The organism is Microvirgula curvata (assembly GCF_054781615.1).
Window position 1 is genome coordinate 124,400 of sequence record NZ_BAAGUB010000036.1, and the last position, 12,176, is coordinate 136,575.

General features: G+C 65.4%; 13 protein-coding genes. 8 read left to right on the plus strand and 5 right to left on the minus strand.

Translation table 11 applies throughout. From position 1 onward, the window contains the following. Positions 1-59: 59 nt before the first annotated feature. The gene (locus tag ACYVG8_RS17490) at positions 60-941 is read right to left on the minus strand and encodes a LysR family transcriptional regulator (protein WP_028498342.1); all 882 of its coding nucleotides are present in this window, start codon (positions 939-941) and stop codon (positions 60-62) included. A gap of 115 nt (positions 942-1,056) precedes the next feature. Between ACYVG8_RS17490 and ACYVG8_RS17495 the strand changes: the two genes are divergently transcribed. Then, positions 1,057-2,250, plus strand: a complete 1,194-nt coding sequence (locus tag ACYVG8_RS17495) for a serine hydrolase domain-containing protein (RefSeq protein ID WP_460746438.1) — start codon at positions 1,057-1,059, stop codon at positions 2,248-2,250. Beyond that, positions 2,247-3,419, plus strand: a complete 1,173-nt coding sequence (locus ACYVG8_RS17500; RefSeq protein ID WP_112692256.1) for an MFS transporter — start codon at positions 2,247-2,249, stop codon at positions 3,417-3,419. The genes ACYVG8_RS17495 and ACYVG8_RS17500 overlap by 4 nt, the downstream gene beginning before the upstream one ends. Here the strand turns inward: ACYVG8_RS17500 and ACYVG8_RS17505 are convergent. Both ACYVG8_RS17505 and ACYVG8_RS17510 read right to left on the minus strand, forming a co-directional pair. Continuing rightward, complete coding sequence (locus tag ACYVG8_RS17505) at positions 3,409-3,903, minus strand: prolyl-tRNA synthetase associated domain-containing protein (protein WP_028498340.1); 495 nt, start codon at positions 3,901-3,903, stop codon at positions 3,409-3,411. The two genes, ACYVG8_RS17500 and ACYVG8_RS17505, sit on opposite strands and share 11 nt — an antisense overlap. A 22-nt stretch (positions 3,904-3,925) precedes the next feature. Next, positions 3,926-4,606, minus strand: coding sequence for a winged helix-turn-helix domain-containing protein (locus tag ACYVG8_RS17510; RefSeq protein WP_028498339.1), 681 nt, complete (start codon positions 4,604-4,606; stop codon positions 3,926-3,928). A 222-nt stretch (positions 4,607-4,828) separates the two neighbouring features. Here ACYVG8_RS17510 and ACYVG8_RS17515 point away from each other — a divergent pair, with 222 nt between their 5' ends. From ACYVG8_RS17515 to ACYVG8_RS17525, 3 genes are all read left to right on the plus strand, one after another. Further along, positions 4,829-5,800: a Bug family tripartite tricarboxylate transporter substrate binding protein gene (locus ACYVG8_RS17515; RefSeq protein WP_112692255.1), complete on the plus strand. Its 972-nt coding sequence runs from the start codon at positions 4,829-4,831 to the stop codon at positions 5,798-5,800. A gap of 70 nt (positions 5,801-5,870) precedes the next feature. After that, positions 5,871-6,305 carry a tripartite tricarboxylate transporter TctB family protein gene (locus ACYVG8_RS17520; protein WP_460746440.1) on the plus strand — a complete coding sequence of 145 codons (435 nt, stop codon included), beginning with the start codon at positions 5,871-5,873 and terminating at the stop codon, positions 6,303-6,305. A gap of 9 nt (positions 6,306-6,314) precedes the next feature. Further along, positions 6,315-7,814 (plus strand): tripartite tricarboxylate transporter permease, encoded by a 1,500-nt coding sequence (locus ACYVG8_RS17525; protein WP_281659668.1) that lies wholly within the window; start codon positions 6,315-6,317, stop codon positions 7,812-7,814. Here ACYVG8_RS17525 and dut read toward each other — a convergent pair. Then, positions 7,811-8,260, minus strand: coding sequence for a dUTP diphosphatase (gene dut, locus ACYVG8_RS17530; protein ID WP_028498335.1), 450 nt, complete (start codon positions 8,258-8,260; stop codon positions 7,811-7,813). The two genes, ACYVG8_RS17525 and dut, sit on opposite strands and share 4 nt — an antisense overlap. A 97-nt stretch (positions 8,261-8,357) precedes the next feature. Then, on the minus strand, positions 8,358-9,539 hold the full coding sequence (gene coaBC, locus ACYVG8_RS17535) for a bifunctional phosphopantothenoylcysteine decarboxylase/phosphopantothenate--cysteine ligase CoaBC (RefSeq protein WP_460746442.1): 1,182 nt from the start codon (positions 9,537-9,539) through the stop codon (positions 8,358-8,360). A 175-nt stretch (positions 9,540-9,714) separates the two neighbouring features. Here coaBC and radC point away from each other — a divergent pair, with 175 nt between their 5' ends. The 3 genes from radC to ACYVG8_RS17550 all read left to right on the plus strand — a co-directional run bounded on the left by radC (position 9,715) and on the right by ACYVG8_RS17550 (position 12,145). Further along, positions 9,715-10,389: a RadC family protein gene (gene radC, locus ACYVG8_RS17540; protein ID WP_460746443.1), complete on the plus strand. Its 675-nt coding sequence runs from the start codon at positions 9,715-9,717 to the stop codon at positions 10,387-10,389. Positions 10,390-10,441: 52 nt separating this feature from the next. Continuing rightward, positions 10,442-10,693: a hypothetical protein gene (locus ACYVG8_RS17545; protein WP_028498332.1), complete on the plus strand. Its 252-nt coding sequence runs from the start codon at positions 10,442-10,444 to the stop codon at positions 10,691-10,693. A 351-nt stretch (positions 10,694-11,044) separates the two neighbouring features. After that, on the plus strand, positions 11,045-12,145 hold the full coding sequence (locus ACYVG8_RS17550; RefSeq protein ID WP_112692250.1) for an ABC transporter ATP-binding protein: 1,101 nt from the start codon (positions 11,045-11,047) through the stop codon (positions 12,143-12,145). Positions 12,146-12,176 lie beyond the last annotated feature (31 nt).

Here is a 12,176-nt window from a genome sequence, read left to right on the forward strand (position 1 = left end):
CAGAAACGGAAAACCCCCTGCCGTATCCGGCAGGGGGTTTTTGTCTGTGCAATGCCGGCTTATGCGAAAACCCGCTCGCAAAGAAAATCAATGAATACCCGCAGCTTTGGCGATGCCTGTCGGCCCGACGGCCACAACAGCCGGAAGCTGCCGCTGTGGTCGACATGCTCGTCGAGCACGCTTTGCAGCCTGCCGTCGGCCAGCGCCTCGCGGATGGCGAAGTCGGGCAGGCAAGTGATGCCGAGCCCGCGCAGGGCGAAGCACAGCCGGGTCTCGATGTTGTTGCAGATCATGGATGTCGGCAGCACCGGCGCCACGGCGTCGCCACCGATGAACGGCCAGGCTTCGAGCTTGCCGGAGTTCGGAAAGCGGTAGTGCAGGCAGCGGTGGCGGACCAGGTCGGCAGGGCTCAGGGGCTGGCCGTGACGGGCAAAATACGCCGGTGAAGCGACCAGTTGCAGCCGGTAGTGGCCCAGCAGGCGGGACGACAGCCGCGAGTCGGTGGGCTCGCCGGTTCGCACCACGGCATCGAAGCCTTCGTCGATCACGTCCACCATCCGGTCGGTGAAATCGAGGTCGAGCTCGATCTCGGGATAGTGATGCATGAAGTCGGCCAGCACCGGCAGCACTAGCGAACTGACCAGTGGCAGGCTGACGCGCAGGCGCCCGCGCGGCGCGGCGGCGCTGTGCGACAGCTCCAGTTCGGCGGCTTCCAGCTCGGCCAGAATGCGCCGGCTGCGCGCCAGGAACAGCGTGCCTTCCGCTGTCAGCGTGATGCTGCGCGTGCTGCGATGAAACAGGCGCACCCCGAGTTTGTCCTCCAGCCGCGCCACGCTCTTGCCTACGGCCGAGGCCGACACGCCAAGCTGGCGGCCGGCCGCGACAAAGCTGCGCGTGTCGGCCACCTGCACAAACACGGTGACCCCGTTCAGGCTATCCATGCCTCACCCCTTTATTGCGGACATAAAGTTCCGTATATCCAGGAACACTAGCCTACTTTTTCTTTAGTCTGGCGGCTTTCATCATCGGCATTCCACTCATTGCCGAGGTTTCTCCATGCTCCCTCCGTCTGTTCCCCTGCCGGGCAGCCTGTCCACCCGCATCGATCACGTCATTGACCAGGCCCTGCGCGAGCAGCGGCTGGTCGGGGCCGTGGTCCTGGTCGCGCAGGATGGCCAGTTGCGCCATCAGCGCGCCGCCGGTCTGGCCGATCGCGAGGCCGGCCGGCCGATGTCTGCGGACACGCTGTTCCGGCTGGCCTCGGTGTCCAAGCCGATTGTCAGCGCTGCGGCGATGGTGCTGGTGGCACAGCAGCGGCTGACGCTGGATGCGCCCATCACCTGCTGGCTGCCCGATTTTCAGCCCCGGCTGGCCGATGGCACGCCGGCGCAAATCACGCCACGCCAGTTGCTGAGCCATACCGCCGGTCTCGGCTATCGCTTCCTTGAAGCCGATTGCGATGGGCCATATGCCCGTGCCGGCATCTCCGACGGCATGGATCGGTCCGGCATCACGCTGGCAGAGAACCTGCGCCGGCTGGCCGGTGTGCCACTGGCTTATGTGCCGGGCAGCAGCTGGGGCTATTCGCTGGCGACCGACGTGCTTGGCGCACTGATCGAACGGATCTGCGCCATGCCGCTGGCACAGGCGGTACGGGCGCTGGTGACTGTCCCGCTGGGGATGGACGACACCGACTTTCATGCCGTCGACGCCGGACGGCTGGCGGCGGCCTATGTCAGCGACACGCCGGTGCCGAGGCGCATGCGGGAGCTGGATATCGTGCCTGCTTTCGAGGATACGGTCGGCATCCGCTTCCAGCCGGCACGAGCGGTCGACCGCGATGCCTATCCGTCTGCCGGGGCCGGCATGGTCGGCAGCGCCGGCAACCTGCTGCGGCTGCTGGAAGTGCTGCGCCAGGGCGGGGCGCCCTTGCTGCCTGCTGCGCAGGTGGACGAAATGGGCCGCAACCAGACCGGCGAGCTGGCGCTGGCCAATGCGCCGGGTTTCGGCTTCGGGCTCGGTTTCTCCGTACTGCGCGATCCGCTGCTGGCCGCCTCGCCGGAGTCTCCCGGCACCTGGCGCTGGGGCGGGGCCTATGGTCATTCCTGGTTTGTCGACCGCCAGTGCGGGCTGAGTGTGGTCGCGTTCACCAACACGCTGTACGAGGGCATGTCCGGCCGCTTTGTCACTGAATTGCGCGACGCGGTCTATGCCGGAGGGGACGCGGCAGCGTCCGGCAAGCAGCCATGAACGCCGCCCGCCCGCTGTTCTTTATTGCGCTGGGGCTGTTCGGTCTGTACGCCGTGGAATTCGGCGTGGTCGGCATCCTGCCGCTGATCGTCGATCGTTTTGGCATCACGGTGGCCCGGGCCGGCTGGCTGGTGGCGTTGTTCGCACTGATCGTGGCCGTGTGCGGACCGTTCATGGTGCTGTGGCTGTCGCGATTCGACCGTCGCCGGGTCCTGGCGGGATCGCTGTTCGTGTTTGCCGCGTGCAGTGCGCTGTCGGCCTGGGCGGCGGATTTCGTCACGCTGATGCTGCTGCGCATCGTGCCGGCGCTGCTGCACCCGGTATTCTTCGCGCAGGCCTTTGCCGCCGCCGTGGCGCTGTATCCGCCATCGCGGGCCACCCACGCCACCACCATGGCCTTTGTCGGCACCAGCATGGGGCTGGTGCTGGGGGTACCGCTTGCGGCCTGGATCGGCACGCGTTTCTCCTGGGAGGCGTCGTTCCTGTTCTGTGCGCTGGTCAACGGCGTGGCGGGGGCCGGTCTGCTGCTGATGCTGCCGGCAGGGGCGCCGGGGAGCCGATCCGCCGCCGGGCGGTCATCGGCGGTCCTGCGCAAACCCGCACTGTGGCTCAACATCCTGTCCACCGTGCTGGTGTTTGCGACGATGTTTTCCGTCTACAGCTATGCGGCGGAATACCTGGCCCGCGTGACCGGTCTGGGCGGCGAGGCAATCAGCGTCCTGCTGGTGGTGTTCGGCGTTGGCGGCGTAGCCGGCAACCTGCTGGCCGGTCGCCTGCTCGGGCGAAACCTGGTGCGAACGGCCGTGCTGTATCCGCTGGCACTGGGCGGGGCCTATCTGGTCCTGTTCACCCTGGGCTCGCCCTCGCTGGTGGCGATGGTCGTCATCTGCCTGCTGTGGGGCGCCGTGCACACCAGCGGCCTGGTGGTCAGCCAGGTGTGGCTGACCAGCGCGGCGCCGGAGGCGCCGGCCTTTGCCACCAGCCTGTACATTTCAGCCGCCAATCTGGGGGTGATGCTCGGCTCGGCGGTGGGCGGCGGCTTTATCAGTGCGAACGGCATGCAGGGCGCGCTGTGGAGCGGCTGGCTGTTCGCCGCACTGGCCTTGCTGTCGATGCTGCTGAAAGTCCGGCTGTTCGATCGCCGGCCGGACGGGCTGCTCAGGCACTGACGCGGCGTGGGACATGGCCGGTATGGTCGATAAAACGCAGGAAATCGGCGTAGGACAGGCAGACGGTCGAGTCGTTGACCAGCGGGTGGAAACCGACCAGCTTGTCAGGGTCCAGTCCGTCGTCGAGCAGCAGCTCGACGGCCTGTTCGCCATCGTTGATCAGGCCGAACGGCGTGACCGAGCCCGGCTTGACGCCCAGGAACTGTTCCAGCCGTTCACTGGAGGCAAAGCCGAGCCGGTTGACGTCGATCTGCGCCGCAAGCCGTTCGAGGTCGACAGTCTTGTAGGCGCCGACCACCAGCAGGAAATAGCGCTTGCCCTTGCGATCGCGCAGAAACAGGTTCTTGATGCCCTGGCCCGGCAGCGAGATGCCGGCTTGGTCAAAGTCGGCAATGCGGTCGAGAGCCGGGTGTTCGATGCGCTGAAACGGGATACGCAGGGTATCAAGCAGCGCATACAGGTCGGATTCGGTATGCGGAGTCATGTGGCCAGTGTAAGCCCCCCGCTCAGCGCGGTGAAGCCCCGGCCGGTTCGAGCAGGTAGCCGATGCCGCGCAGGGTCAGGATCGAGGCGCCACTGTCGGCGAGTTTCTTGCGCAAGCGATGCACGTACAGCTCGATGGTTTCGACATTGGCCTCTTCGTCCAGCCCGAAGACCTGATTGAACAGCTGGTCCTTGCTGACCGGCCGCCCGCTTTTCTGCATCAGGATTTCCAGCACGGCCTGCTCGCGCCGGGGCAGGTACAGCGGTGCCTCGTCAAGCTGGAATAACCGCGATGTGGTGTCCAGCGTCAGCGACCCGCAGGCCAGAACCCTGGCATTGCCGGCATGGGCACGGCGCAGCAGGGCGCGCAGTCGCGCCCCGAACTCGTCCAGGGCAAACGGGCGGCTCAGGCAGTCGTCGGCGCCAAGATCGAGCATGCGCGCCCGGTCGCCGGGCTGCTCGCCGCTGACCAGCATCAGGACCGGCAGCCGCTGGCCTCGCGCGCGCAGACGGGACAGTACGGCCTGGCCATCCATGCGCGGCAGGGCGAGGTCGAGAATGGCCAGCGCGTAGTCCTCGCTGGCCAGCGCAATGTCCGTAATTGCGCCATCGTCGATGACGTCGACGGCATGACCGGCATGCCGCAGCGGTCCGGCCAGCCGGTCCGGGCATGGGGAAAAGGGCTCTGCCAGCAGAATGCGCATTCGGGGTCCGCAGGGGGGAAGAAAGACGGCATTTCGCCATCGCCAGACTCCGGTTTTACCCACTTCCCATCGACAGGTAAATGCGGGTCTTGATGAAAGTCTGACGAAAGCTTTTGCCAATTAGCATGCAGGTTCCTTGTTTGAAAGTTGCTGAAATTAATAGTGTTTTTTAGAAAACCAATACTGGATTACCTCCGGAATCCCGGAAACAGGAGCCTCAGCATGACCCCCCGAATCGCATCCCTGTGGTTGCTGCTGGCCGTACTGGCCGGTGGCCAGGCCCAGGCCGCGCCGACCCGGCCGGAATGTATCGCCCCGGCCAAACCCGGCGGCGGTTTCGACCTGACCTGCAAGCTGGCGCAACGCGCATTGCTCGATGGCCAGGTGATCGACGCCCCGATGCGCGTGACCTACATGCCTGGCGGCATTGGTGCCGTTGCCTACAACAGCGTGATTGCCCAGCGCGCGAGTGATCCGAACAGTGTGGTTGCGTTCTCCAGTGGCTCGCTGCTGAACCTGGCACTTGGCAAGTACGGCAAGTACGGCGTGAACGATGTGCGCTGGGTGGCGTCCATCGGTACCGATTACGGCATGATCGCGGTGCGCGCCGACTCGCCGTATCGCTCGCTGAAGGCGCTGATGTCGGCGCTGCGGGCCACGCCGGAGCGGATCGTGTTCGGTGCTGGTGGCACCATCGGCAGCCAGGACTGGATGAAGTCGGCACTGGTCGCGCGCCAGGCCGGCATCGACTACCGCAAGATGCGCTATGTCGCCTTTGAAGGCGGCGGCGAGGCCTTCACTGCCTTGCTGGGCGGGCATGTGCAGGTGGTGTCGGGCGATATCGGCGAGGCGGCGGCCCAGATCGATGCCAAGCGGGTACGCATCCTTGCCGTGCTGGCCGACCAGCGCCTGCCGGGCAAGTTTGCGGCAATACCGACTGCACGCGAGCAGGGCTACGCACTGAGCTGGCCGATCATCCGCGGCTTCTACGTCGGACCGAAAGTCAGCCAGGCCGACTACGACTGGTGGGTCAGCGCGTTTCGCAAGGCCGCTGCGGCACCGGGCTTTGCCGCCTTGCGCGAGTCGCGCGGTCTGTTCCCGCTGTCTCTCGATGGCGCCGAACTGGATGCCTTCGTCAAAAAGTCGGTAAGCGATTACCAGCGCCAGGCGCGCGAGTTTGGCCTGGTCCGCTAGATCCCGCTCCCTCCCGTTTTCCCATGCCTCACGCCAGCATCGACCGCTGGCGTGATGGTGGAGTGCTGTCATGAGTGATCGTGTTTTTGCCCTGGTGTGGCTGGCGCTGTGCGCCGTCGCAGCCGGGATCGGCTGGCAGATCGAAGCCGCATTCTCGTACGAGCCGATCGGCCCCCGTGCCTACCCGTTGCTGGTCATCGTGCTGATGGCGCTCTGTGCCGGCTGCCTGGCCTGCCGGCGGGGGGACCGTGCCGACTGGCCATCCGCGGCGACCCTGGGCCGTCTGTCATCGCTGGCGCTGCTGCTGCTGGCTTATGCGGCGGTATTCGAATGGCTCGGCTTTCCGCTGGCGTCGGCGCTGCTGATCGTCGGTATCGGCCGTCTGTTCGGCGGGGGCTGGCTGGCATGCCTGCTGCAGGGGGCCATTTCCGGCATCGGGCTGTACTACGGCTTTGACCGGCTGCTGGATGTTACCTTGCCGGCCGGCCGGCTTCTGGATCGATAAGGACTGGATATGGATACGCTTTCCCACTTGTGGCAGGGCTTCATGGTTGCCTTGCGGCCCGACAACCTGCTGGTCGGTTTCCTGGGCGCCTTTATCGGCACCATTGTCGGCATGCTGCCGGGACTCGGGCCGATCAACGGCGTTGCCATTCTGCTGCCGCTGGCCTTCGCGCTGAAGCTGCCGCCGGAGACGGCACTGATCCTGCTGGCGGCGGTCTACATGGGCTGTGAGTACGGCGGGCGGATCTCGTCGATCCTGCTGAACGTGCCCGGTGACGCCGGTGCGATCATGACCGCGCTGGACGGCAACCCGATGGCGCGCCGGGGCTGGGCCGGCGTGGCGCTGTCGATCTCGGCGCTGGCCTCGTTCGTCGGCTCGAACATCGCGATCATCGGCCTGGTACTGTTTGCGCCGCTGCTGGCGGAATGGGCGCTGGCCTTTGGCCCGGCCGAGTACTTTGCACTGATGATTTTTGCCATTGCCTGCCTGGGCAGCATGGTCGGCGACAAGCCGGTCAAGACGCTGCTGGCGGTGCTGATCGGCCTGATGATGGCGGTGGTCGGCGTCGACGCCAACTCGGGGGCCTACCGCTTCACCTTCGACCTGCTGTCGCTGTCGGACGGCATCCCGTTCATCGTGGTGATCATCGGCTTCTTCTCGGTCAGCGAAATTCTGCTGATGCTGGAACAGACCCGGGACGGCCAGGCCGTGATCCGTCAGACCGGGCGGATGATATTCAATCTGCGCGAACTGGCGCTGACCTGGGCGACCATGCTGCGCTCATCGCTGATCGGTTTCGTGGTCGGGGTGCTGCCGGGCGCCGGGGCAACCATTGCCAGCGCCATTGCCTACATGACGGCCAGGCGGCTGGCCGGGAAGGGCGGGCGTTTCGGCAACGGCGACATCCGTGGCGTGGCCGCACCGGAGGCGGCCAACAATGCGTCGGCCTGCGGTTCCTTCGTGCCGATGCTGACCCTGGGCGTGCCCGGCTCCGGCACCACGGCAGTCATGGTTGGCGCGCTGACGCTGTACAACATCACGCCGGGACCGATGCTGTTCATCGAGCAGCCGGACATTGTCTGGGGGCTGATCGCCTCGCTGTTTATCGCCAATGCGATCCTGCTGGTGCTGAACGTTCCGCTGATCGGGCTGTTCACCCGCGTGCTGTCGGTGCCGTTCTGGGCACTGGTGCCGCTGATCGCCGTGATCAGCGCGGTCGGGGTCTATGCGATCCACAGCACCACGTTCGATCTGCTGCTCATGGTGTTGTTCGGCGTATTCGGCTACCTGCTGCGCAAGATGCATTTTCCGATGTCGGCGCTGATTCTCGGCTTCGTGCTGGGCGAAATGCTGGAGCAGAACCTGCGCCGGGCCCTGTCGATCTCCGATGGCGCGATCGGCATCCTCTGGTCGGGGCCGATCGCGATCTCGCTGTGGGGGCTGGCAGCGGTCATCCTGCTGGTGCCGCCGCTGTGGCGCCGTCTGGTCCGGCGCCCGGTGCTGGCCTAGCGCTTGCCGGTAGAGCCGAAGCCGCCGCTGCCGCGCTCGCTGACCGGGAATTCGTCGACCAGCCTGAAGTCGACCTGGACTACCGGCACCACCACCATCTGCGCGATGCGTTCCAGCGGCGCAAGACGGAACGCTTCGTGACCGCGGTTCCAGATCGAAACGAAGATCTGGCCCTGGTAGTCCGAGTCGATCAGGCCGACCAGATTGCCGAGCACGATGCCGTGCTTGTGACCGAGTCCCGAGCGCGGCAGGATCATGGCGGCGAAACCGGGATCTTCCAGGTGAATGGCGATGCCGGTCGGCACCAGCTGGGTTTCCCCCGGGGCAATGACCATGTCACTGTCGATGGCGGCGCGCAGGTCAAGGCCGGCCGAACCGGCCGTGGCATAGGCCGGCAGGTGGGACTGCAGGCGCGGGTCGAGGATTTTCAGGTCGATGGTGGGCATGGCGTTCCAATCGGGTTGCAGAGGGCAAAACGGGCAATTATCCCGCAGTTCGACATCTCGGGCGACCGGTCGGCAATGTCCGCCGTCCGCTCGGTGCTCAGCGCGAGGCCAGTGCCCGTGCCAGATGGGCGACGATGGCGCGGGCAGTGTCGTCCTTGCTCTGGCGCGGCAGGGGATGACGACCGGCATCGTCGAGCAGCACGACCTCGTTGTCGTCGGCGCCCATCGCCTGCTGTGCCAGGTTGGCCACCAGCAGCGGTACGCGCTTGCGGGTGCGTTTCTGCTCGGCAAAGTCGAGCAGGTTCTGGCTTTCGGCGGCGAAACCGACGCAGAACGGCGCATCGGCCCGGGCCGCCACGCTGGCGAGGATGTCCGGGTTCTCGACCAGTGCCAGCGTCGGCGGGCCGCCGTCCTGTTTTTTCAGCTTGTGCTCGCTGGTATTGGCGACCCGGTAATCGGCCACGGCGGCGACCGAGATGAACACATGCTGGCCGGGCAGGCTGGCCTCGACTGCCGACAGCATGTGCTGCGCCGATTGCACCGGGATGACGGTGATGCCGGTTGGTGACGGCAACGCGGTCGGGCCGCTGACCAGCGTCACCTCGGCGCCGGCATCGCGGCAGGCGCGGGCCAGCGCATACCCCATCTTGCCGCTGGAGATATTGGTGATGCCGCGCACCGGGTCGATGGCCTCGTAGGTCGGGCCGGCTGTCAGCAGCACCCTGCGTCCGGCCAGGCTGTCCGGCACGAAAAAGCCGTCCAGCAGATCGAACAGCTCGGCGGCTTCCAGCATGCGGCCGTCGCCGATCTCGCCGCAGGCCTGGGCACCGGAACCGGGGCCGAACACGGTCACGCCGTCATCGACAAGGCGGGTGATATTGCGCTGGTTTGGCGGGTTGTCCCACATCTGGCGGTTCATGGCCGGTGCCACGATCAGCGGACAGGTCCGCGCGGCGGCCAGCGTGCTGATCAGGTCGTCGCACAGACCGTGGGCAAGCCGGGCAATCAGGTCGGCGGTCGCCGGCGCGATCAGGAACGCATCGGCGCGGCGGGTCAGCTCGATATGCGCCATCCCGTTGTCCGGCCGCGTGTCCCACTGATTCAGATAGACCGGGTTGCCGCTCAGTGCCTGGAACGTGGTCGGGCCGACGAAGTGGGTGGCGGCTTCGGTCATGGCGACTTCGACGCTGTGCCCCGCCTTGACCAGCAGGCGCACCAGTTCGCAGGTCTTGTACGCAGCGACGCCACCGGCGACGCCAATCAGGAAATGTCGGGACATGAATCGGGCCTGGAAAGGTGGAAAAAATCTCCGCCGGTCGGGGCGAAGTCGACTGCAAGTGTAACCAAGCTCCGGGCCCGGGGCGACCGTTAGGCGCCGGGTGCCGGCATCGGCATAATGAATCGGGGGTTTTCCAGCCACCTGGCGTTTTTCCAGCTAATACGAAGGGAAAGGAATGCCGATTACCGACTGGCCGCCGGGTGAACGCCCGCGAGAGAGGCTGATATTGCAGGGGGCGGGGGTGTTGTCCGATGCCGAGCTGCTGGCCATCCTGTTGCGGACCGGCACGGCGGGACGCAGCGCAATCGACCTCGCTCGCGGCATGCTGTCGCATTTCGTGTCACTGGGCGGATTGCTGCATGCCCCGGTCAACGAGCTGCTCGAACAGCCGGGACTCGGGCCGGCCAAGCTCGCGCAACTGGCGGCCGCGGCCGAGATCGGCCGTCGCTGCCTGGCGGAACGGGTGTCACAGGCCAATGCGCTGAGTCATCCGGACGCGGTGCGCGACTATCTGCGGCTCAGCTACGGCTTCTCGGTGCGGGAAACCTTCGTCGCCGTTTACCTGTCGGCACAGAACCGGGTGCTGGCGGTCGAGGAATTGAGTCGTGGCACGCTGACCGAGGTCCGCGTGTACACCCGGGAGCTGATCAAGTCGGCATTGCAGCATAACGCTGCCAGCGTCATCCTGGCCCACAACCATCCGTCCGGCGAAACGGAACCGAGCCGGGCGGACCGGGATCTGACGGTAACACTCAGCAAGGCGCTGTCGCTGGTCGATATCAGGCTTGTGGATCATCTGGTGGTCACGACAACGTGCTGCACATCGTTCGCCGAGCGCGGCTGGCTGTAACGGGCTCCGGGGGGACGAACCCTATCGACCGGGACGGGAGAGGAGAATCGTCATGAACATCTTCACGATGCTGGGCGGCGTGGACTATATCGTCGTCAACAACCAGCTGGCGGTTCCCGATTTCATCTGCGGGTCGGACGACTGCCCGGATGACGATGATGTGGCACTGTCATGCAAGGTCGACGGGCGCGACATCCGCTTTACCGTGGCCGATCTCGAAGATGCCGAGCCGATGACCGACGGCGCTTTCTGGGTCGAAGGGGTCGGCAGCGTGCGTTTCCTGAGCCGGGCCGGCCTGCACTGAGCGACGTCAGGACACCCTGCCGCCACCGTCGATACCGGCGGTGGCGGCACTTTCCGTTGCGCAAACCTGCGCACATCCATGATGCCGTTGGGGTTTATCGGGGACCGGTTTTCGGGCACAGGTCTACGGTAAATCCAATACCTGCATAAAATAATTTCTTTTCATATCAGTGACATGGGCGATTTTCGCCCTGGCTGGCATGCTGCTTGCTGCACTGCAGTAAACGAATCAACGGCTGGAACGGTTAGAGCAAATACTTTACGTCCTGATGAAGGCGGCTATATTCTGTTCCAAATAATAGAACCGTGTTCCGCATAGCGGTATTTCTGGTGATCAAAGCAGGAGAGACAGATGGAGCAGCAGACGCAGTCCGATACGCTGGTCAGCTTCCGTGGCGTGCAGAAGAGCTATGACGGCGACAGCCTGGTAGTCAAACGCCTGGACCTCGACATCCGCCGCGGGGAGTTTCTGACCCTGCTTGGCCCGTCGGGGTCCGGCAAGACCACGGTATTGATGATGCTGGCCGGGTTCGAGTCGCCGACCGCCGGCGAGATCCGGCTCGATGGTCAGCTGTTGAACCGCATGCCGCCGCACAAGCGCGGCATCGGCATGGTGTTCCAGAACTACGCACTGTTCCCGCACATGAGCGTCGGTGACAACGTGGCCTACCCGCTGACCGTGCGCGGTGTCGCCAAAGCGCAGATTGCCGAACGGGTGCAGAAGGCCCTGGGTATGGTCGAACTCGGCAAACTCGCCCATCGCTACCCGTCGCAGCTGTCGGGGGGGCAGCAGCAGCGGGTGGCGCTGGCCCGTGCGCTGGTGTTCGAACCCAAGCTGGTGCTGATGGATGAACCGCTTGGTGCGCTGGACAAGCAGTTGCGCGAACACATGCAGCTGGAAATCAAGCATATCCACCAGACACTGGGCGTGACCGTGGTGTTCGTGACCCACGACCAGTCCGAAGCCCTGACCATGTCCGACCGGGTTGCGGTGTTCAAGGACGGCATCATCCAGCAGATCGACAGCCCGGCCGCGCTGTACGAAACGCCGGCCAACAGCTTCGTCGCCCAGTTTATCGGCGAGAACAATGTGCTGGCCGGGCAGGTGGTGTCGCTGGACAACGGCTACTGTGTGGCCCGGGTCGAAGGCCAGGACCTGTCCGCCCGCGCCATCTGTGTCAACGCGCCCGGCGACGCGACCACGCTGTCTATTCGCCCCGAACGCGTCCGTCTCGATCAGGCTGCGGCTGCCTGCGACAACCGCATCGAGGGCACACTGACCGAAACCATCTATCTCGGCGACCACGTCCGCCTGCGCGTCAACGTGCCGGGACAACCCAATTTCTTTATCAAGGTACCGATCGCCGATCTGACCGACAGCATGCAGCGCCACGGCGCGCGGCTGACGCTGGGCTGGCGGCGCGAGGACCTGCGTGCGCTCGACGCCGCCTGAGTACGGGATTTTCCCGCCGGCCGCCGGGACA

Coding starts and splice junctions, on each gene's coding strand:
- coaBC (WP_460746442.1), bottom strand. CDS start 9,539: ATGTCCCGACATTTCCTGATTGGCGTCGCCGGTGGCGTCGCTGCGTAC.
- ACYVG8_RS17500 (WP_112692256.1), top strand. CDS start 2,247: ATGAACGCCGCCCGCCCGCTGTTCTTTATTGCGCTGGGGCTGTTCGGT.
- ACYVG8_RS17495 (WP_460746438.1), top strand. CDS start 1,057: ATGCTCCCTCCGTCTGTTCCCCTGCCGGGCAGCCTGTCCACCCGCATC.
- dut (WP_028498335.1), bottom strand. CDS start 8,260: ATGCCCACCATCGACCTGAAAATCCTCGACCCGCGCCTGCAGTCCCAC.
- ACYVG8_RS17545 (WP_028498332.1), top strand. CDS start 10,442: ATGAACATCTTCACGATGCTGGGCGGCGTGGACTATATCGTCGTCAAC.
- radC (WP_460746443.1), top strand. CDS start 9,715: ATGCCGATTACCGACTGGCCGCCGGGTGAACGCCCGCGAGAGAGGCTG.
- ACYVG8_RS17490 (WP_028498342.1), bottom strand. CDS start 941: ATGGATAGCCTGAACGGGGTCACCGTGTTTGTGCAGGTGGCCGACACG.
- ACYVG8_RS17515 (WP_112692255.1), top strand. CDS start 4,829: ATGACCCCCCGAATCGCATCCCTGTGGTTGCTGCTGGCCGTACTGGCC.
- ACYVG8_RS17550 (WP_112692250.1), top strand. CDS start 11,045: ATGGAGCAGCAGACGCAGTCCGATACGCTGGTCAGCTTCCGTGGCGTG.
- ACYVG8_RS17505 (WP_028498340.1), bottom strand. CDS start 3,903: ATGACTCCGCATACCGAATCCGACCTGTATGCGCTGCTTGATACCCTG.
- ACYVG8_RS17525 (WP_281659668.1), top strand. CDS start 6,315: ATGGATACGCTTTCCCACTTGTGGCAGGGCTTCATGGTTGCCTTGCGG.
- ACYVG8_RS17510 (WP_028498339.1), bottom strand. CDS start 4,606: ATGCGCATTCTGCTGGCAGAGCCCTTTTCCCCATGCCCGGACCGGCTG.
- ACYVG8_RS17520 (WP_460746440.1), top strand. CDS start 5,871: ATGAGTGATCGTGTTTTTGCCCTGGTGTGGCTGGCGCTGTGCGCCGTC.